Source organism: Micromonospora echinofusca (assembly GCF_900091445.1).
Classification (GTDB): Bacteria; Actinomycetota; Actinomycetes; order Mycobacteriales; family Micromonosporaceae; genus Micromonospora; species Micromonospora echinofusca.
Genome location: NZ_LT607733.1, coordinates 3,451,313 through 3,469,271 on the forward strand (window position 1 = coordinate 3,451,313; position 17,959 = coordinate 3,469,271).

The following is a 17,959-nucleotide window of genomic DNA, read 5'->3' on the forward strand; positions in this document are numbered from 1 at the left end:
CATGTCTGACCCGCTGTCCGCGTTCGACGCCCTCGCCGGACGGCTCGCCGACATCGAGCGGCGCTTCGCCGGGCTCACCGACGACCTCGACGAGCTGAGCGGCACCGCCACGGACGACAGCGGTCTGGTCTCCGCGACCGTCGACGCCACCGGCGAGCTCACCGACCTGAGCTTCGCCCCGACCGCGCTGCGGGTGGGCACGGAGGATCTCGCCGCCATGGTGCTCCAGGCGTACCGGCAGGCCCGGGCGGCGGCGACGGAGCAGCTCAGCGAGCGCACCGAGGGTCTCGACGCGACGCTCGGCGCGGGGCTGAACGGCATCTTCGGCACGCCCGGCGACTTCGCCTCGCTGGGTCGCCTGGAGGAGGCCATGGGACGCCTCGGGCGCCTCGACGGGCGGCTCGCGGGGCCGCCGGCATGACGTCGCCGGGCTGGCCCGACATCGTCGCCCGGCTCCACGACACGCTGTCCGGCTGCGACCGCGACACCGACCTGGAACTCGCCGCCGGCCCCCGCCGGCTGCACCTGATGGTGCGCCGGAACACCGTGCGCGGGGTCTGCCCGCCCTACGACGAGCCACGGCTGGCCGAACTCGGCTGGCAGGCGCCGCGCGGGGTCGGCGGCTGGTGGTACGAGACGCCGCGCACCGCCGAGGGACTGCGCTGGTGGAGCGGGTTCGCGGCGCGGACCGCCGCCACGGTGCTCACCACCGAGCCCGGCGCGCTGTCCTGCCAGATCCTCCCGCCCACCGGCCCCCGGGTGCGGCCCGAGCCGACCGTCCCGCCGGTGCCCCGCGTCCGGGCCGCTGGGCGACCGCCCGCCGGTGAGCCGGCCGCCGAGGAGCCGGCCGCCGAGGAGCCGGCCGCCGAGGAGCGGACCGCTGGGCGACCGCCCGCCGGTGAGCCGGCCGCCGAGGGAGCGGCCACAGGTGGGGCGTCCGTGCTCGACCTGCTCAGCGACGCCGGCGCACGGCGGGACCTGCCCGGCTACCTCGGCATCCTCGCCGCCACGGCGGTCTGCGTACCGCTGGCGGCGGAGCCGGGGCCGGACCGCGACGTGCCGTGGACGATCGTCACCGACCCGACCGGCGCGCCGCTGCTGCCCGTCTTCACCTCCCCCGACGCGCTGACCGCGTTCGCCGGGGAGGGCGTGCCGTTCGTCGCCGTGCCCTGCGCGGACCTGCTCGCGGACTGGCCCGACCCGACGTGGGGGCTGGTGGTGGACGCGGGCACCCCGCGCGCCCTCGCCCTCGGCGCGGCGTCGCTGGCCGCCCTGCTGGCGGCGAACCCGCCCACCGGCTGACCGCCGCCGCGCCCTACCTGCCGCGCCGCGCGGTCCGTACGCCGAACGCGATCGCGCCGACGACCAGGACGACGCCCAGGAGCTGGAGGCCCGGCGAGTCGTCGGCCTCCCCGAGCACGACGCCGGCGACGCCGAGCGCGACGGCGACGAGGACGAGCAGGTACTTCATGGCGTCTCCCTGATGGCGGCCGGGCCGGTCGCCCACCTGCCGGCGGACGGTTCGTGGTCGTTGGTCCGGGGCGTGGCGCGCGGCACGCCGTGCGGGTTCACTCCTCGACCCATTCGAGGAGGTCGCCGGGCTGGCAGTCGAGCACCCGGCACATGGCCTCCAGGGTGCTGAACCGGACGGCCTTGGCCCGGCCGTTCTTGAGCACCGCCACGTTCGCGGGCGTGAGCCCGACGCGCTCGGCGAACTCGCCGACGCTCATCTTGCGTCTGGCCAGCTCGACGTCGATGCGTACGACGATGGGCATCAGATCACCGCCTCCATGTCGGTCCGCAGCGTCGTGGCCTGCCGCAGCAGCGCGCGCATCACCACCATCAGCAGACCCAGCACGGCGACGCCCACCAGCAGCAGGAACAGCAGCAGCGGCAGCCCCGGGTCCGTGGCGTTGAAGCCGACGTAGAGGAAGACGCCCAGCAGCACGACCCAGGCGGCGACGATCGCCCACACGATCGCGTCCACCCACGCCAGCGCGGCGTCACTGAAGATGCGGTCGTGCTTGACCAGGGTGAGCAGCTTCCAGGTGCAGACGACCACCACCTGCACGCACAGCACCCAGAACACCGCGACGGCGGTCATCGGCCACCTGAGGTAGGCGAGGTCCGGGGACTCCCGCGCCATGTGCGCGAACTGCCCGGGCAGCGAGAAGGTCTGGAGCATGACCAGGATCCCGAACAGCACCACGAGGAAGACTCGGAGCGGCGCTACCGCTCGATGCTCGTTCAACATACATCGACTATCGCTCGCAACCTATCGAAAGTCAATCGGTTCGCCGTACATCCGCCGCGCCGGGGCGCGACCGGTCGGGCCGTCGGCGCGCACCACGCCCGGCGACGGCGGCGCGGGTCACCGGCGAGGGGGTGGCAAACGGCCGCCGGGCTGGGCAGCATAGGGCTCATGGACTACGAGTACGCGCCGCTGCGGCTGCCGCCGAACGTCGACCGGTTGACCGCCGCGGCGCAGTTGGCGATCCAGGCGGAGTTCTCCGGGTGGGAGCTGGCGCGGGTGCGGCTGTACCGCGACGGCACGCGGCAGGTGGTGCTGCGCCGCCGCCGGGTCAACCAGCCGCAGCCGGGGCTGTCGTACTGAGCCCGGCACACGCAAGGCCCGGGGTCGACCGATCGGTCGACCCCGGGCCTTCACCGCCGCGTCGGCGGGCCGTCAGCGCCTAGTGGGCGTGGTCGTGCTCCTCGTCGAGCTCCATGAACGGGTGCTCGTCGAGCCGGCCGACCAGCCGGTCGTCCGCGGCCGGCTGGAACGGGCCCGCCGGGTCGTCGTCGTCGAAGGACTCCAGGTCGACCGGGGTGCCGACCTCGCTGACCATCACCACGCCGTCGAGCGGCTCCAGCTCCGGCACGTCCAGCGCGCCGAGCGAGCCGTCGCCGCTCTGCAGCAGCTCCAGCACCGCCTCGCCGACGCCCTCCACGGGCTCCGGCTCGTCCTCGGCCGGGGTGCCCTCCCGCCGGGCCGCCTCGGCGACGCGGATCAGCGCCGAGACGCTCGGCACCCGGTAGTCGCGCCGCTGGCGCACCGAGATGACCCGCGGGTGCGGGTCGGTGGGCTCCACACCCTCCGCGTCGCCGAAGCGCTCGTCGGCCACCTCCGGGTCGATCGACTCGACGTCCCACGGGGTGACCTCGCCGAAGGCGTCCAGGAGTTGCTCGTCGTACGCGAAGGACGCGTTGTTCAGCGCGACGTACGCCTGCCAGACGTCGTCGTCGTCGATGCGGCCCTGCGCGGCGCGGACGGCGGCCAGGTGGTGGCGGGCCGCATCGATCACGCGCTCGAGGGCGGCGTCCAGCTCACCGTGCTGGTCGGTCATGTGGGTCAGTCCCTTCACGATCAGAGGTTCCCGCCGGAACACCGGGTTCCTGGCGGGGGCTTAGCAGGTGCGGAGGAACCGGTCGAGAACCCGCACGCCGAACTGTAGTCCGTCCACCGGAACCCGCTCGTCGATGCCGTGGAACAACGCGGAGAAGTTCAGGTCGGCGGGCAGCCGCAGCGGCGCGAAGCCGAAGCAGCGGATGCCGAGCTGCGAGAACGCCTTGGCGTCGGTGCCGCCGGAGAGCATGTACGGCACCGGCCGCGCCCCCGGGTCCTCCGCGCGCAGCGCGGCCGACATCGCGTCGACCAGGTCGCCGTCGAACGTCGTCTCGAGCGCCGGCTGGCGCTGCACGTACTCGATGACGATGTCCGGACCGACCAGCTCGCGCAGCTGCCGCTCCAACAGCTCCGACTGCCCCGGCAGGCTGCGGCAGTCGATGGTGGCGGTGGCCCGGCCGGGGATGACGTTGTCCTTGTACCCGGCGGCGAGCCGCGTCGGGTTGGCGGTGTTGCGGATCGTCGCGCCGATGATGTTGGCGATCGGCCCGAGCTTGGCGATCGCGGTCTCCGGGTCCTCCGGGTCCAGCTCGATGCCGAGCAGGTCGGAAACCTCCTCCAGGAACGCCCGCACGGTGTCGGTGACCACCACCGGGAAGCGGTGCCGGCCGACGCGGGCCACCGCCTCGGCGAGCGCGGTGACCGCGTTGTCGTCGTGGACCATCGAGCCGTGCCCGGGCCGGCCCTTCGCGTGCAGGCGCAGCCAGTCGATGCCCTTCTCGGCGGTCTCGATCAGGTAGAGCCGCTGGCTGTCGTTCACCGAGTACGAGAAGCCGCCGACCTCGCCGATGGCCTCGGTGCAGCCGTCGAGCAGACCCCGGTGGCGCTCGACGAGGAAGTGCGCGCCGTAGTCGCTGCCCGCCTCCTCGTCGGCGGTGTACGCGAGGACGATGTCGCGCGGCGGACGGACCCCGGTGCGCTGCCAGTGCCGCACCACGGCCAGCACCATCGCGTCGAAGTCCTTCATGTCGATGGCGCCCCTGCCCCACAGGTAGCCGTCGCGCAGCTCGCCCGAGAACGGGTGCACCGACCACTCGTCGGCGTCGGCGGGTACGACGTCGAGGTGGCCGTGCACGAGCAGCGCCCCACGGCTCGGGTCGGTGCCCGGGATGCGGGCGATGAGGTTGGCCCGTCCGGGCGCCGACTCGTGGATGACGGGCTCGACGCCCACCTCGGCGAGCTTCTCCGCCACGTACTCGGCGGCGAGGCGTTCCCCGGCGCTGGTGTCGTTGTCCCCGGTGTTGGTGGTGTCGATCCGCAGGAGGTCGCGGCAGAGGTCGACGACCTCGTCGGTGGGGTCGGGTCGGGCGGAGGCGGCGTCGCTCGTCATCGGTTCTTCATACCAGCCCGCCGGCCCGGTGCGGTCGTCCCGCCCCGCCGGCGCCACCCGCCCGCCCCGGCACCGGGTGGGGCGGGGCCGGCCGCGTGCCCACCCGGGGGCCGGGGCCGCCGGCCACCGGGCGCGGTTTCGCCGCCGACGGGGCCGGGTACCGCCGCTCGCGACCGCTCCCCACCACGTGCTTCGCCCGCCACCAGAGGAGGGCACCATGACCGTTCCCCTGCCACCGCTGCCGCCAACCGGAGAGGACGAGGACTTCCGTCCGGGCGGGCGCAGCATCGCCGACATCCTCGACGCCGAACACCGCCAGCTGCGGGAGTTGCTGCGGCGGCTCACCGCCGAGGGCCCGGAGCCCGCCCCGGGGCGCGGCCTGGAGGTGCTCACCGCGGCGCTGTCGCGGCACCTCTCGGCCGAGGAGCAGTACCTGCTGCCCGCCGTGCGCGCCGCCCTGCCCGACGCGGCCGGCCGCATCGACCGGGCCATCGCCGACGACCGCGCCCTGCTGACCGCCCTGCGGGGGCTCACCGACGGCGGGCTCGCCGACGTCGCCGCGCGGGTGCACCGCCACGTCGAGGAGGCGGGCGCGCTGGTCGCGGCGCTGCGCGAGGTGGCCAGCGCCGAGGAGCTGATCCGCCTGGGCAACCGGCTGGAGATCGCCGAGGAGGCGGCCCCCACCCGCCCGCACCCGGGCACGCCGGCGACCCCGCCGTGGAACCGGGTCGTCGAGCCCGCGGTGGGGGTGGTCGACAAGGTCCGCGACGCCGTCACCGGCCGCCCCACCTACCTGGCCGACCTGACCGAGCCGCCGCCGGCCTGAGCCGGCGGGGCCACGTCTGACAGATCGGAGACCGTTGATCCGTCCAGGCCCTTCCGTCGGCCGCTACGGGGTCATACCGTCACGGTATGAATCTGGAGCTGCGACACCTGAGGGTGATCTGCGCGATCGCGGAGACGGGGAGCGTGACCAAGGCGGCATCGACGCTCGGCCTGGCCCAGCCGGCACTCACCGCCCAGCTCCAGCGCATCGAGCGGACGCTGGGCGGGCCGCTGTTCGAGCGGGACCGCCGCGGCGCCCGACCGACCGCCCTCGGCGAGCTGGTGCTCGCCCGGGCCCGGGTGCTGCTGCCGGCGATGAAGGGCCTGCAGGACGAGGCGGCGCGGTTGGCCGGCGCGGGGGACACCCCGCGCCGGTACCGCTTCGGCGGGGTGAACAGCCCCATCCTCGGCCGCCTGGTGCACCGGCTCGCCGCCGAGCCCCCGCCCGCGCAGATCACCACCCACGCCTCCTGGTCGGCCGAGGAGCTGGCCCAGCTGGTCGCCGGCGGTCGGCTGGACTTCGCGCTGATCGGGGTGTGCGGCGACGCCGCCCCGCCGGCCGAGTTCGGGTTGAGCTGGCGCGAGGTGGCGGTCGACCCGGTGCTGGTGCTGCTGCCCGAGCAGCACCCGCTGGCCGGGCGGGCGGAGGTGAGCCTCGTCGACCTGAGCCGCGAGCAGTGGGTCGCCGCGCCCGGCGACGGCTGCTTCGGCGACTGCTTCGCCGCCGCCTGCGCCCGCGCCGGCTTCACCCCGCGCAAGGTGTACGAGACCGACGTGCGCTGCTGCATCGACATGGTGGACTCGGGCGAGGCCATCGCGCTCTGCCAGGCCACCTTCCGCCCGGTCGCCGGGCTGGTGACCCGGATGCTGGCCGGGACGCCGCTGCGCTGGCGGCTGATGTTGGGCTGGCATCCGGACTCCCCCGCCGCCCGCGACGCCGAGCTGGTGCTGGAGCACGCGCTGGCCGCGTACACCGACTCCCTGGCGGCCCACCCGGAGTACCTGGCCTGGCTGCTGCGCAACCCCGCCTACGGGGCGCGGGGGCTGACGGCTGCCGGGGCCGACGGGGTGCGAACGGCGTGACGCCGGGTATCAGGCGGGCATGACCGATCTCTACCCCGCCGCCGACGACCGGGAGATCCTCCGGCAGGCCGCCGCCGCGCACACCGCCGCCGCCCGCGACGTGGAGGCGTTCCTGCGTCGCCTGCCGGAGGTGCCCGACCCGGCGGACGTCACGGAGTACGCCAACCTGCTGACCCGCGAGCAGCAGACGCGCGCCGACCGCGAGGCGGCGGCGGACGCCGCGGGCCTGACGATCGGCAGCCTGGAGAGCGACCAGGGTTGACCACGCCGGGCCGGCGACACCCTGGTGTCGCCGGCCCGGCGTTCGTCGAGGCGCCGTACGCCCCGGTCACCGTTGCCCGAGGAGCGTCGTGCGCCCCGGTCAGCGTTCGACGAGGACGTCGTGGCCCAGGTCGAGCAGGGCGTGGCGCCACTCGTCGTCGGCGTTGCCGCGTGGCGGCTTCTCGTCCAGCAGGGACTGGATCTCGTCGATCGCGTCCCGCATCACCCGGATGTCCTCCGGGGTGAGGTCGACCTTGCGTTTGCTCAGCACCCGCAGGATCCGCCGGCCCAGCCCGGGCAGGTCGAGGTCCGGGTCGGGCCCGAACGACTCCTCCCCGGAGCCGCGGGTCAGCAGCCACTGCCGCAACTGTTCCGACGGGACGTTCACCTGGGCGTGGAAGTCGTCCCAGAGCACCTCCACCTCGGGTTCGAGCCGCTGCTCGCGTACCATCAGCCCTCCTCTCGACGGCGGCGGTCGGACTCCGCCGGCTCCGGGTCGTCGCCCTGCTGGCCCACGCCCTCCGGCGGTACCCGCACCCGGGTGGGGTTCGCGGTCGGCGGGGCCAGGATCGGATCGGTGCGCTCGCTCTCGTCCCGGGTCTCCTCGGGTTCGGTCATGTCCGTCCTCCGGTCAGCGGGGATGGGACGTCGTGGCCGGGGTGTAGCCGCGCTCGCCGGCCGCCACGTCGAAGGCGAGCCGCCCGTCACGGGCGTCCACGGTGACCTTCTGGCTCGGTGAGACGGCCGACTCCAGCAGCATCCGGGAGAGCTGGTTGTCCACCTCCCGCTGGATGACCCGACGCAGCGGCCGGGCACCGAACTCCGGCTGGTAGCCGTGCTCGGCGATCCAGTCGATGGCGGGGGCGGTGAAGTGGACCTGGATGTCCTGCGCGTGCAGCCGGCGGCGGGTCTCCTCCAGCAGCAGGCCGGTGATCTGGCGCAGCTGCTCGGCCTCCAGCCGACGGAAGATGATCACCTCGTCGATGCGGTTGAGGAACTCCGGCCGGAAGTTCTCCTGGAGCCGGCGCATCAGCCGCTCGCGCAGCTCGTCGCGCTCCTGGTCGCCGCCCTCGGCGCCGGTGCCGAACCCGACGGCGCGCTGGGCGCCGGTGATCAGCTCCGAACCCAGGTTGCTCGTCATGATCAGCACGGTGTTCTTGAAGTTGACGGTACGGCCCTGGCTGTCGGTGAGCCGCCCCTCGTCGAGCACCTGGAGCAGGATGTTGAACACGTCGGCGTGGGCCTTCTCGATCTCGTCGAGCAGCACCACCGCGTACGGGCGGCGGCGGACGGCCTCGGTGAGCTGGCCGGCCTCCTCGTAGCCGACGTACCCGGGCGGGGCGCCGACCAGCCGGCTGACCGTGTGCCGCTCCTGGAACTCGCTCATGTCCACCCGGACCATCCGGTCGGCCTCGCCGAACAGCGCCTCCGCCAGGGCCCGCGCCAGCTCGGTCTTGCCGACGCCGGTGGGCCCGAGGAAGAGGAAGCTGCCCATCGGGCGGTTCGGGTCGGCCAGCCCGGCACGCGAGCGGCGCACCGCCTCGGCGACCGCGGTGACCGCGTCATCCTGGCCGACGACCTTCTCGTGCAGGTGGCCCTCCAGGCGCAGCAGCCGGTCGCGTTCCTCCTCGGTGAGCTGGCTGATCGGGATGCCGGTGGCCCGGGAGACCACCTCGGCGATCTCCTGCGGCCCGACGGCCGGCACCTGCGACGAGCCGCCCTCGTCGCCGCGGGCCAGGCGGATCTGCTCCTCCAGCTCGGCGAGCCGGTCGCGCAGCGCGGACGCCTTCTCGTACTGCTCGTCGGCGACCGCCTGCTCCTTGTCGCGGCGTACCTCGTCGAGCTGCGTCTCCAGCTCCCGCACGTCGGAGGCGGGGGTGCGGGTACGCAGCCGCACCCGCGCGCCGGCCTGGTCGATCAGGTCGATCGCCTTGTCCGGCAGGAACCGGTCGGTGACGTACCGGTCGGACAGCTCGGCCGCGGCGACCAGCGCCTCGTCGGTGAAGCGCACCTGGTGGTGGGCCTCGTAGCGGTCGCGCAGCCCGCGCAGGATGGCCACGGTGTCGTCGACGGTGGGCTCCGGCACGAACACCGGCTGGAACCGGCGGGCCAGCGCCGCGTCCTTCTCGATGCTCTTGCGGTACTCGTCCAGCGTGGTCGCGCCGATCACCCGCAGCTCGCCCCGGGCCAGCGCCGGCTTGAGCATGTTCGAGGCGTCCATGCCGCCCTCGCTGCCCGCCCCGCCCGCGCCGACCAGGGTGTGGATCTCGTCCAGGAAGACGATCAGCTCCTCGCGGTGCGCCCGGATCTCGTCGATGACCTTCTTCAGCCGCTCCTCGAAGTCACCCCGGTAGCGGGTGCCGGCGACCAGGCCGGCCAGGTCGAGCTGGATCACCCGCTTGCCGAGCAGCGTCTGCGGCACGTCGCCGTCGCAGATCCGCTCCGCCAGGCCCTCCACGATCGCCGTCTTGCCGACGCCGGCCTCGCCGATCAGCACCGGGTTGTTCTTGGTCCGCCTCGACAGGATCTCGACGGCCTGCTCGATCTCCTCGGCCCGGCCGATCACCGGGTCGATCTGGTCGTTGCGGGCCAGGTCGGTGAGGTCCTGGCCGTACTGGTCCAGGGTGGGGGTGCCACGGTCGGGCCGGGGCCCGTTCGCCGGGCCGCGCTCGGCGCTGGCGGCCTGCAACGACTCGGGCTGGATCCGCCCGGCGGCGAGCATCCGGCCCGCCGGCGACTCGGGGTTGAGCGGCAGCGCCATCAGGATGTGCTCGGGGCCGATGTAGTTGGCGCCCATCGCCCGGGACAGCTGGTGGGCGTCGAGCAACGCCCGCTTGGCCGCCGGGGTGAGCGACAGGTTCGGCGGCACCTCGCCCCGGGGCGCGCCGTCGCCGCGCCCGCCGAGGGCGTTGAGCAGCGTGTCCGGGTCGGCGCCGGCGCGGCGGACGAGGTCGCGCAGCGGTTCGCGTTGCAGCGCGGCCCAGAGCAGGTGGTCCGTGTCCAGGTCGGTGCTCTGCCGCTGCGCGGCCCGCCGGGCCGCGTCGGCCAGCATCTCCCGGGCGTCGGCGGTCATCAGCCGGGTGATGTCGACCCGGTGCGCGGGTCGGCGTCCCCCCTCGCCCCGGCCGAAGTACCGGGCCAGGAACTCGTCCCAGGGGTCGGAGCCGAAGTCACCGGGTCCCATCATGTCTGTCCTCCGCAGTCGGGCGCGACGGTCGCCAGGGGCTACCCGACGACCGTCGCGACAAACGCCGCCGCCGTGCGGACGGACCGGGGCGCCCCGCCGACGCTCGCGGCAGGTCAGGGGCACCTTGCGCGGTCGCGGGGTGGGCGGGTGGCAGGCTGACGGCATGGACGCGACGACGCCGCTGCTGATCGTGGACGCCGCCAACGTGGTGGGATCCCGCCCGGACGGCTGGTGGCGCGACCGTGCGGGCGCGACCGCCCGGCTGCGTGACTCGCTGGCCCCGGTCGCCGCCGCCGGCCTGCCCCCGCAGTTGCCGCCCCCCGTGGAGGTGGTGCTGGTGGTGGAGGGCCGGGCGCGGGACGTGCCGGGCACCGCCGGGGTCCGGGTGGTCGCCGCGGCCGGCTCCGGCGACGACGCCGTCGTCGACCTGGTCGCCGCCGCGCCGCAGCGCCGGCGACTGGTCGTCACCGCCGACCGTGAGCTGCGGGAACGCGTCACCGCGCAGGGCGCCGAGGTGTACGGCCCACGCTGGCTGCGCGACGGCACCACCCCGCCCGGCGGGTCCCGCTGATCGGACTGACGGCGCTTCCGGTCGACAACCGGTCAGCGGGGCAGGAACACTGACAGGGCGGATGTTCTCTCACCGTGAGGGATAGGCTCTAATGGAGGCCTCCCCGCCCCCAGGAGGTTTCGCCGTGGCGAGCGTCGCCGAGCTCAAGGCAGCCATCGATGTCGCGCTGCAACAGATCGGCGACGGCCAGAGCGCCGTGCAGGCGGCCGGCGAGAAGCTGGCCGAGGCGCAGCAGACGCTGGCCGGCGCGCTGGAGGGCAGCGGGCACGAGACGGTCGAGGCGGCCCAGTCGTCGCTGACCCAGGCCAGCCAGGAGCTGGAGGAGTGCCTCGCCGCGACACTCGTCGCCGTCGAGCAGGCGCAACTCTACGTCGCGACGCTCTGAGGTCCGGCCGTGTCCATCGTCGAGGACGTCGGCGCACAGGTCCGCGCCGCCGCCGATGACCTGCCGCTGGCCCAGTTGGCCCTGGCGCTGGAGAAGTTCGGGCTGGCCGCCGAGCGGCTGCGCTGGGTGCGTCAGGAGTCGGCCGACCCGATGGGGGTGCCGGAGCTCTCCGCCGCCACCGAGCACGCCGAGACCGCCGGCTACGCGCTGCGCGTCGCGCAGGAGCAGCTGTCGGCGTACCTCGCCGCGATCGGGCTGGCCGCCGACGGTTCCCCGGCCCCGAGGCCGCAGGAGCAGCAGCGCCGGCCGGTGCACGACGCGCCGCGCGAGGCGACCCCGGGCGCGGCGGCACCGGAGCAGGCTACCGACGTGACGCCCCGCCGCTGGTGGTCCGTACGCGTGGCGGAGCTGACCGGCGGCCGGGAGGGTCCGCCGGAGCAGCCCGACGAGAAGGTCGACGACGCCCGGGAACTGCTGCGCCGGGTCGTCGGCGGGGTCCGGGCCGGCGACCGCGACCGGCTGCACGCCGAGCTGCGTCGCGCGCACGCCGACGTCGGCCTCGGCATGGCCGCCGTGGCCCCGCCGCTGCTGCGCGAGCTGGCCGGGGAGCTGCTCGGGCACCCGCCGCGCGCCGACGACCTGGGCCGGCTGCACCGCGAGCTGGACGGCCGCGTCCGGGACCTGCTGCCCGGCCTGCCCCCGGCGGTGCTGGACACCCTGCTGACCCGGATCTGCCGGATGCCGCCGCCGCGGCGCGGCGAGGCCGAGCAGCCGCACGCCGCCGACCCGGCGGTCACCGCGGGGGTGCTCACCGGGGTGCTGCTGGCCCGGCTCGGCCGGGACCTGCCCACCGCCGACGAGCGGGACCGGCAGGCCGAGGCCACCCGCGAGCGGCGCGCCGCCGACGAGCGGGACCGGCAGGCCGAGGCCGCCCGAAACCGGGCCGACGACGCCGAGTGGCAGCGCCGCGCCGCCGCCGCGAAGGGCCGGGCAGCCGACGCGCGGGAGCGGGTCGCGGCGGCCCAGCAGCGCGCGGCGGCCGCCCACGACCAGGCCAGCGCGGCCCGGAAGCGGGCGGCACGACCCGACGCCGCCGAGCGGGCGGCACGACCCGACGCGGCCGAGCAGGCGGCGCGACCCGACGCGGCCGAGCGGACGGCACGGACCGGCCGGGCCGACGCGGCCGAGCGGACGGGGACCCCCGAGCGGGCCGGCGCGGCGCGGGACCGGGCGTCGACGCACCACCGTCCCGCCCCGACGAACGACCGGGCGGCGGGTGCCCGGCCCGGTGGATCGACGGGCGGCGCGGCGCCGCGACAGGGCGCGGCGGTCGACGGGGCGACGGGCGCGGGACGGCCCGGCGGCGTCTGGTCGAGCCCGCCAACGGGCCGGCCGGCCCGGGGTGCCGGGACGGACCCGCGCGGGCGGGGCGTCGATGGCTGACCGGCGCAGCCAGCTGGTCACCCGGGTCCGGGGCATGTTGGGCGAGGCCCTCGGCGCGACCCGGACCCGGCTGTCCACCGCGCAGACCGAGCTGACCACGGCCCGGGACCGGCTGGCGAAGGTCCGCCGCGCCGCGGCGGTCGTGCCGGAGCGGGTCGGCGCGCAGCGCGACCGACGGCTGGCCGAGATCGACGAGCGGCACGCCGAACGCATCGCGGAGCTGGCCCGGCGAGCGGCGGACGCGGCGCAGCGGGAGGCCCCCGGGGCGGCCTCCGCGGACTGGGCCCGGTGGCGCCCCACCCCGACCCGGCGGGCCGAGCCGCCGGGCGCGCTGCGCGTCGGCACGGTACGCATCCCCGGCGCCGAACCGGTGCCGGCGCTGGTGCCGCTGCTCGACGCCGGCCACGTCGAGCTGACCGGGGACGACCGGGTGGGCTGCGACGCGGTGGTGTCGGCGCTGCTGCTGCGCGGCGTCGGGCGGGCCGACCCGGGCGCCGTCCGGCTGGTCGGCTACGACCCCGAGCACCTGGGCGGCGGCCTGGCCGGGTTCGCCCCCCTCGGCACCGCCGGGCTGCTCACCTTCGTCGGCCCGGGCGGGCTGGCCCGGCTGCTCGACGACCTGGTCGAGCAGATCCGCCGGATCAACGAGACGGTGCTGGCCGGCGAGTACGGTTCGCTGCGCGAGCTGGCCGGCGCCACCGGACGCCGGCCCGAACCGTGGCGGGTGGCGGTGCTGCTGGGCGGCGACGAGCTGTCCCGCCACGAACGCGGCCAGCTCGACCGGGTGGTCCGCACCGGGGCGGCCTGCGGCGTGCACCTGGTGGTGCGGGGCGTGTCGCTGCCCGAGGACCCCACCGTGACCCGGGTGGGCGCGCACACCGACGGCGCCCGCATCGGCGGGCCGGGCGGCCTGCCCGTACGCCTCGACCCGCCGCCCCCGCCGGTGCTGGTCACCGAGACCTGCCGGGAGGTGGCGGCACGGGTCAACGCCGGGCCGGCGCCCACCCCGTTCACCGACCTGCTGCCGCCGCCCGAGCAGATGTGGCGGGAGGACTCCGCGACCGGGCTGACCGCCCCCATCGGTGAGGGTCCGCACGGTCGGCCGGTGCTGCTCACCCTGGGCGACTACCCGCCGCACGCGCTGATCGGCGGCCCGTCCGGCACCGGCAAGACGAACCTGATCTTCGCCTGGATCGGCGCGCTGGCCGCCCGCTACTCCCCCGCCGAGCTGGAGTTCTACCTGCTGGACTTCAAGGAGGGGGTGTCCTTCGCCCGGTTCGCCAAGGGTCGGCGGGACCCGAGCTGGCTGCCGCACATGCGCCTCGTCGGGATCAACGTCAACACCGACCGGGAGTTCGGCCTGGCGTTACTGCGCTTCCTCGCCGAGGAGCTGCGCCGACGCGCCGACGCCGCGAAGAAGCACGAGGTCACCAAGCTCGCGGAGCTGCGCGCCGTCGACCCGACGGGGCACTGGCCACGCATCGTCGCGGTGGTCGACGAGTTCCAGATGCTGCTGGCCGGGCGGGACGTGGTCGCCCGGGAGGCCGCCGACCTGCTGGAGGACCTGGCCCGGCGCGGCCGGTCGCAGGGCATCCACCTGGTGCTCGCCTCGCAGGACGTACGCGGCATCGAGGCGCTGTGGGGTCGTCCCGCGCTGGTCGCGCAGTTCACGCTGCGCATCGCGCTGCCGAAGGCCCTGCGGATCCTCGCCGAGCGCAACGACGCCGCCCAGTCCCTGCCGCGCCACCACGCGGTGGTCAACGCGGAGTCGGGCATGGCGGAGGGCAACCAGGTGGCCCGCATCCCGTCGGCCAGCGACTGGGAGACGTGGAGCGAGTTGCAGCACCGGCTGTGGCGGATGCGCCCGCAGGACGCCGCGCCGGCCCGGCTCTTCGACGGCGACGCGATCCCCCGGCTCGCCGACGCGCCGGACTTCCGGGCGTTGACCGCGCCGGAGACGGGGCATGCGCGTACGCCGGTCGCGCTGCTCGGCGAGATCATCGACGTGCAGGCGCGCTCGGCGGCGCTGCGGCTGCCCCGGGCGCCCGGCCGCAACCTGGCGGTGCTCGGCACCCGGGTGGACGAGGCGTGCGCGGTGCTCGACGCGGCGGCCCGCTCCCTGGCCCGCCAGCACCGCCCGGGCACGGCCCGCTTCTCCATCGCCTGCCTCGACCCGGACGCCGACCCGGCCGCCCGGTCCCTCTACGAGGACCTCGCCGACGACGCCGCCTGGTACGACGAGGAGACGGTCGGTGAGCTGATGGCCGAGACCGCCGAGGGGCTGGGCGCGCCGGGCACCCCGCACTACCTGCTGCTGTTCGCCGTCGACGCGGCGGCCGGGGCGTTGGCGACGCGGATCGGCCGGCGTACGGGGCTGGAGGAGCTGCGGCGGATCCTGCACGACGGGCCGGAGCGGCGTACCCACGTGCTGGCCTGGTGGCGGGGCGTCGCCCGGATGCGGGTCGACCTCGGCGGGCCGGCGGCCCGGACGGACCAGATCGGCGCCTGGGTGGCGCTGGACGCCCACGGCGGCGAGCTGGGCTCCTCGCTGTACCCGGGCACCGGCGGCCCGGACTGGTATCCCCGCCCCTGGCGGGGGCTGTTCTTCGACCGGGCGGTGCACCGTACCGGTCAGGTGATCATTCCCTACGGGCCGGCGCGATGAACGAACCGGTGACCAGCGAGTCGTACGCGGCCCAGATCCGTCGGCTGGCGGAGCTGAGCGCCCGGGTGCGCGCCCAGCGGGACGAGGCGCACACCTGGCACGCCCAGCAGTGTGCCGCCGCCGAGCGGGCCGTCGCCGAGGCGGAGGCAGCGCTCCGGCGCGCGGAGCGGGAGCTGGTGGACGCCCGGGAGGAGCAGGAACGGGTGGACGCCGAGGTCGCCGACCTGTGGCAGTCGCTGCGCGGTCGGCTCGGCGGTCCGGGTCGCCGGGCGGGCGGGCCACCGGCGCCGGTGCCCGGCGCGACGGGCGACCCGGCTCCGCTGCTGGCCGGGGTGCGCGATCTGCTCGTCCGCACCCGCCAGCCGGGTGACCTGCCCGGTTCGGTCAACCCCCTGCTGGCGTTGTGCGGGGTGGCGGGCGCGGTGCTCGCGTACGCCCTCGGCGGGGCGGCCCGGGCGGCGGGCGACCGGTACGGCGGGGAGCTGGGGGTCGGGCTGCCGGTCCTGGCCCTGGTGGTGACGCTGCTCGGCCCGCTGGTCGGTCTGGTGCCGGCGAAGGTCCTGGCCGACCGCCGGCACGCCGTGCTCGGCCCTCGGCCGATGACCGTCGTGCTCGTCGCCGGGCTGGTGACCACCGTCGCGTTGCTGGTCGCCGGCCGCTGATCCGCGGTCACGGCGGCGTCCGGGCGATCCGGGCGCGGTTGCCGCAGCGCGTTGTCGGTGCGCCCGCCCGCCGGTCGTGTAGATGTGGAGGCCGGACGACGCCGGCCCCACCTGACGACAGGGAGCGTACGATGCCCAACTTCGTGCTCAACGTGATCCAGCCCGACAGGGACAGCCCGCCGCCGCCGGAGTTCCTCGAACCGATCCTGCGCGACGTCAAGGCCCTCAACGAGGAGATGCGCAGCGCGGGTGCCTGGGTCTTCCGCGCCGAGCTGGACCTGGCGCACACCGCCCGGGTGGTCCGGGTCGACGACGACGGCACGTCGCTGACGGACGGCCCGTACGCCGAGGGCAAGGAGCACCCCGGCGGCTTCACCGTGATCGCCGCGCCGGACCTGGACGCGGCGCTGGGCTGGGCGGAGAAGCTGTCCCGGGCGACCACCCTGCCGATCGAGGTCCGCCCGGTCACGGAGGTCAACCCCACCTGAAGCGGCCCTGCCGCGGCACGCCGCCGGGCCGGGCCGCGGACGGCCCGGCCCGGTTCGTGTGCTCAGGCGGGGACCAGCACCGCCTCGCGCAGGAGGCGGCGGGCCAGGGTGAGCCGGTCGGCGTCGTCGTCGAGGCCCGGCAGGTCGCCGACGCGCACGGTGCCGTCGAGCAGGGCGCGCACGGCCGGCGCGCACGACGCGGGCAGGGTGATCGTGCGGTCGGACAGCACCAGCGCGACCCGGTCACCTCTCGGCGTGAGCTGCCACCGCAGGCCGGGTCGCGGGGCGAGCCGGGCGTCGGCGTCCAGCGCCGCGAGCGCGGCGGCCTGGGCCAGGGGCCGGATGGGCGCCGGCCGGGCGGCCGGCCAGGCCCGCTGCCGCAGCCGGGCGGCGACCGCCGCCGGGTCGGCCCGCAGCAGCCAGTCCCGCAGCGCCTCCACCGTCTCGGTCAGCTCCGGTTCGATCGCGTCGGGGTCGGCGACGTCGGTGCCGAACGGCAGGGTGCCGCGCAGCCGCTGGTCCTCGGCGGCGAGCGCGAGCAACTCCTCCACCATGGCGTAGCGGGTCAGCGCCCGGACGCCGACGGTCAGGTGCAGCGAGCTGGACTCCTGTGCCTGCGCGCTGTGCAGCCAGCCGCGCGGCAGGTAGAGCGCGTCGCCGGGGGCGAGCACCACGTCCAGCGCGGCGGGCCCGTCGGCGGTGGCGGCGACCTCGTCGGCCCGGCCGCCCCAGGGCTGCTTCTCCAGCGGGTCGGGCAGCACCGGCGGGTGGATCCGCCAGTGCTTGCGGCCGTCGACCTGGAGGACGAAGACGTCGTGGGTGTCGTAGTGGGTGGCGAAGCCCTGGCTGCCGGCGGGCGTCAGGTAGGCGTTGACCTGCAACGGCTGCCCGACGGCGGTGCCGAGTTCGCGGGCGAAGTCGACCAGGGCCGGCCAGGTGCGGTGCAGGCCCTGTAGGACGAGGGTTGCGCCGCCGGCGTACAGCTCCAGCACCCGCTCGTCGAGCACCTGGTCGCCGATCTCGGCACCGGCACCGCCGCCGCCGGTGAAGCGGGCCGCCGGCACGAGCTGGCCGTCCTTGGCGATCCGCAGGAACGGGGTACGCAGGCCGCGGCGGCTGAGCAGTTCGTCGGCGTCGGCGGGGCTGAGCAGGTCGGTGAAGCCGGCCCGGTTGGGCAGCTCGTCGGCGCGCGAGAGCAGCGGCGTGCGTCCCCAGTGGGCGGCGGCGAACTTAGCCGGCTCGACCGACACGCAGCGGGCGAGCGCGGCGGCGGCCGCGGACGGAACCGCCGGGCGGCGGTCGCCGCCCGGCGGGTCGAGGTCGGTCATGGCGATCCGTCAGGCGCTGCCGTCGGCGCCACCGTCGTGCTGGCCCGGGGTCGCACCGCCGTCGGCGGGGCCCTCCGCGCCACCGTCCGCGCCACCGTCCTGCTGGCCCGGGGTCGCACCGCCGTCGGCGGGGCCCTCCGCGCCACCGTCCGCGCCACCGTCCTGCTGGCCCGGGGTCGCACCGCCGTCGGCGGGGCCCTCCGCGCCACCGTCCGCGCCACCGTCCTGCTGGCCCGGGGTCGCGCCACCGTCCGCCGGGCCCTCGAGGCCGCCGCCGCTGGTGGTCTGCATGTCGTCGTCGTTGAGTGCCATCGGTGCTCCCTAG

The 17,959-nt window shown here is 75.9% G+C and carries 22 protein-coding genes; 12 read left to right on the forward strand and 10 right to left on the reverse strand.

Going from position 1 to position 17,959, the window contains the following annotated elements; genetic code table 11:
• Position 1 precedes the first annotated feature (1 nt).
• Both GA0070610_RS15080 and GA0070610_RS15085 read left to right on the forward strand, forming a co-directional pair.
• Entirely contained in the window at positions 2–421 is a 420-nt protein-coding gene (locus GA0070610_RS15080) for a YbaB/EbfC family nucleoid-associated protein (RefSeq protein ID WP_089000624.1), read from the forward strand.
• Entirely contained in the window at positions 418–1,302 is an 885-nt protein-coding gene (locus GA0070610_RS15085; protein ID WP_089000625.1) for an SseB family protein, read from the forward strand. Before GA0070610_RS15080 ends, GA0070610_RS15085 begins: the two co-directional genes overlap by 4 nt.
• 13 nt (positions 1,303–1,315) lie before the next feature.
• On the opposite strand, the gene GA0070610_RS30895 is transcribed toward GA0070610_RS15085, so the two are convergent.
• The 3 genes from GA0070610_RS30895 to GA0070610_RS15100 form a co-directional block, all read right to left on the reverse strand.
• Positions 1,316–1,471, reverse strand: a complete 156-nt coding sequence (locus tag GA0070610_RS30895) for a hypothetical protein (protein ID WP_172896532.1) — start codon at positions 1,469–1,471, stop codon at positions 1,316–1,318.
• A gap of 97 nt (positions 1,472–1,568) precedes the next feature.
• Positions 1,569–1,775 carry a helix-turn-helix domain-containing protein gene (locus tag GA0070610_RS15095; RefSeq protein ID WP_089000627.1) on the reverse strand — a complete coding sequence of 69 codons (207 nt, stop codon included), beginning with the start codon at positions 1,773–1,775 and terminating at the stop codon, positions 1,569–1,571.
• The gene (locus GA0070610_RS15100; RefSeq protein ID WP_089000628.1) at positions 1,775–2,254 is read right to left on the reverse strand and encodes a DUF2975 domain-containing protein; all 480 of its coding nucleotides are present in this window, start codon (positions 2,252–2,254) and stop codon (positions 1,775–1,777) included. Before GA0070610_RS15100 ends, GA0070610_RS15095 begins: the two co-directional genes overlap by 1 nt.
• A gap of 168 nt (positions 2,255–2,422) precedes the next feature.
• Here GA0070610_RS15100 and GA0070610_RS15105 point away from each other — a divergent pair, with 168 nt between their 5' ends.
• Positions 2,423–2,614 carry a DUF5703 family protein gene (locus GA0070610_RS15105; protein WP_013734349.1) on the forward strand — a complete coding sequence of 64 codons (192 nt, stop codon included), beginning with the start codon at positions 2,423–2,425 and terminating at the stop codon, positions 2,612–2,614.
• A gap of 79 nt (positions 2,615–2,693) precedes the next feature.
• Here GA0070610_RS15105 and GA0070610_RS15110 read toward each other — a convergent pair whose 3' ends face one another.
• Together GA0070610_RS15110 and GA0070610_RS15115 are read right to left on the reverse strand one after the other, a co-directional pair.
• Entirely contained in the window at positions 2,694–3,347 is a 654-nt protein-coding gene (locus GA0070610_RS15110) for a hypothetical protein (RefSeq protein ID WP_089003521.1), read from the reverse strand.
• 60 nt (positions 3,348–3,407) lie between these two features.
• On the reverse strand, positions 3,408–4,736 hold the full coding sequence (locus GA0070610_RS15115) for a M20/M25/M40 family metallo-hydrolase (RefSeq protein WP_089000629.1): 1,329 nt from the start codon (positions 4,734–4,736) through the stop codon (positions 3,408–3,410).
• 217 nt (positions 4,737–4,953) lie between these two features.
• Here GA0070610_RS15115 and GA0070610_RS15120 point away from each other — a divergent pair, with 217 nt between their 5' ends.
• From GA0070610_RS15120 to GA0070610_RS15130, 3 genes are all read left to right on the forward strand, one after another.
• Entirely contained in the window at positions 4,954–5,562 is a 609-nt protein-coding gene (locus GA0070610_RS15120) for a hemerythrin domain-containing protein (protein ID WP_089000630.1), read from the forward strand.
• Between the two features lie 86 nt (positions 5,563–5,648).
• Positions 5,649–6,644 (forward strand): LysR family transcriptional regulator, encoded by a 996-nt coding sequence (locus GA0070610_RS15125; protein WP_089000631.1) that lies wholly within the window; start codon positions 5,649–5,651, stop codon positions 6,642–6,644.
• Between the two features lie 19 nt (positions 6,645–6,663).
• Positions 6,664–6,906: a hypothetical protein gene (locus tag GA0070610_RS15130; RefSeq protein WP_089000632.1), complete on the forward strand. Its 243-nt coding sequence runs from the start codon at positions 6,664–6,666 to the stop codon at positions 6,904–6,906.
• A gap of 99 nt (positions 6,907–7,005) precedes the next feature.
• On the opposite strand, the gene GA0070610_RS15135 is transcribed toward GA0070610_RS15130, so the two are convergent.
• From GA0070610_RS15135 to GA0070610_RS15140, 3 genes are read right to left on the reverse strand one after another with little or no spacing between them, the layout of a single operon-like run.
• Positions 7,006–7,356 carry a DUF3140 domain-containing protein gene (locus GA0070610_RS15135; RefSeq protein WP_089000633.1) on the reverse strand — a complete coding sequence of 117 codons (351 nt, stop codon included), beginning with the start codon at positions 7,354–7,356 and terminating at the stop codon, positions 7,006–7,008.
• The gene (locus tag GA0070610_RS30900) at positions 7,356–7,523 is read right to left on the reverse strand and encodes a hypothetical protein (protein WP_172896533.1); all 168 of its coding nucleotides are present in this window, start codon (positions 7,521–7,523) and stop codon (positions 7,356–7,358) included. The genes GA0070610_RS15135 and GA0070610_RS30900 overlap by 1 nt, the downstream gene beginning before the upstream one ends.
• Before the next feature lie 13 nt (positions 7,524–7,536).
• Positions 7,537–10,092, reverse strand: a complete 2,556-nt coding sequence (locus GA0070610_RS15140; RefSeq protein WP_089000634.1) for an ATP-dependent Clp protease ATP-binding subunit — start codon at positions 10,090–10,092, stop codon at positions 7,537–7,539.
• Between the two features lie 163 nt (positions 10,093–10,255).
• Between GA0070610_RS15140 and GA0070610_RS15145 the strand changes: the two genes are divergently transcribed.
• The 6 genes from GA0070610_RS15145 to GA0070610_RS15170 all read left to right on the forward strand — a co-directional run bounded on the left by GA0070610_RS15145 (position 10,256) and on the right by GA0070610_RS15170 (position 16,306).
• Complete coding sequence (locus GA0070610_RS15145) at positions 10,256–10,663, forward strand: hypothetical protein (RefSeq protein WP_089000635.1); 408 nt, start codon at positions 10,256–10,258, stop codon at positions 10,661–10,663.
• Between the two features lie 124 nt (positions 10,664–10,787).
• Positions 10,788–11,048: a hypothetical protein gene (locus GA0070610_RS15150; protein WP_089000636.1), complete on the forward strand. Its 261-nt coding sequence runs from the start codon at positions 10,788–10,790 to the stop codon at positions 11,046–11,048.
• A gap of 9 nt (positions 11,049–11,057) precedes the next feature.
• Complete coding sequence (locus GA0070610_RS15155) at positions 11,058–12,491, forward strand: hypothetical protein (protein WP_231926134.1); 1,434 nt, start codon at positions 11,058–11,060, stop codon at positions 12,489–12,491.
• Positions 12,484–15,156 carry an FtsK/SpoIIIE domain-containing protein gene (locus tag GA0070610_RS15160; RefSeq protein WP_089003522.1) on the forward strand — a complete coding sequence of 891 codons (2,673 nt, stop codon included), beginning with the start codon at positions 12,484–12,486 and terminating at the stop codon, positions 15,154–15,156. The genes GA0070610_RS15155 and GA0070610_RS15160 overlap by 8 nt, the downstream gene beginning before the upstream one ends.
• On the forward strand, positions 15,153–15,818 hold the full coding sequence (locus GA0070610_RS15165) for a hypothetical protein (protein ID WP_089000637.1): 666 nt from the start codon (positions 15,153–15,155) through the stop codon (positions 15,816–15,818). Before GA0070610_RS15160 ends, GA0070610_RS15165 begins: the two co-directional genes overlap by 4 nt.
• A gap of 131 nt (positions 15,819–15,949) precedes the next feature.
• Positions 15,950–16,306 carry a YciI family protein gene (locus GA0070610_RS15170; protein ID WP_089000638.1) on the forward strand — a complete coding sequence of 119 codons (357 nt, stop codon included), beginning with the start codon at positions 15,950–15,952 and terminating at the stop codon, positions 16,304–16,306.
• A gap of 62 nt (positions 16,307–16,368) precedes the next feature.
• Here the strand turns inward: GA0070610_RS15170 and GA0070610_RS15175 are convergent, their stop codons facing one another.
• Both GA0070610_RS15175 and GA0070610_RS15180 read right to left on the reverse strand, forming a co-directional pair.
• Complete coding sequence (locus GA0070610_RS15175; RefSeq protein WP_089000639.1) at positions 16,369–17,634, reverse strand: cupin domain-containing protein; 1,266 nt, start codon at positions 17,632–17,634, stop codon at positions 16,369–16,371.
• A 9-nt stretch (positions 17,635–17,643) separates the two neighbouring features.
• Positions 17,644–17,946 carry a hypothetical protein gene (locus GA0070610_RS15180; protein WP_089000640.1) on the reverse strand — a complete coding sequence of 101 codons (303 nt, stop codon included), beginning with the start codon at positions 17,944–17,946 and terminating at the stop codon, positions 17,644–17,646.
• Positions 17,947–17,959: the final 13 nt, after the last annotated feature.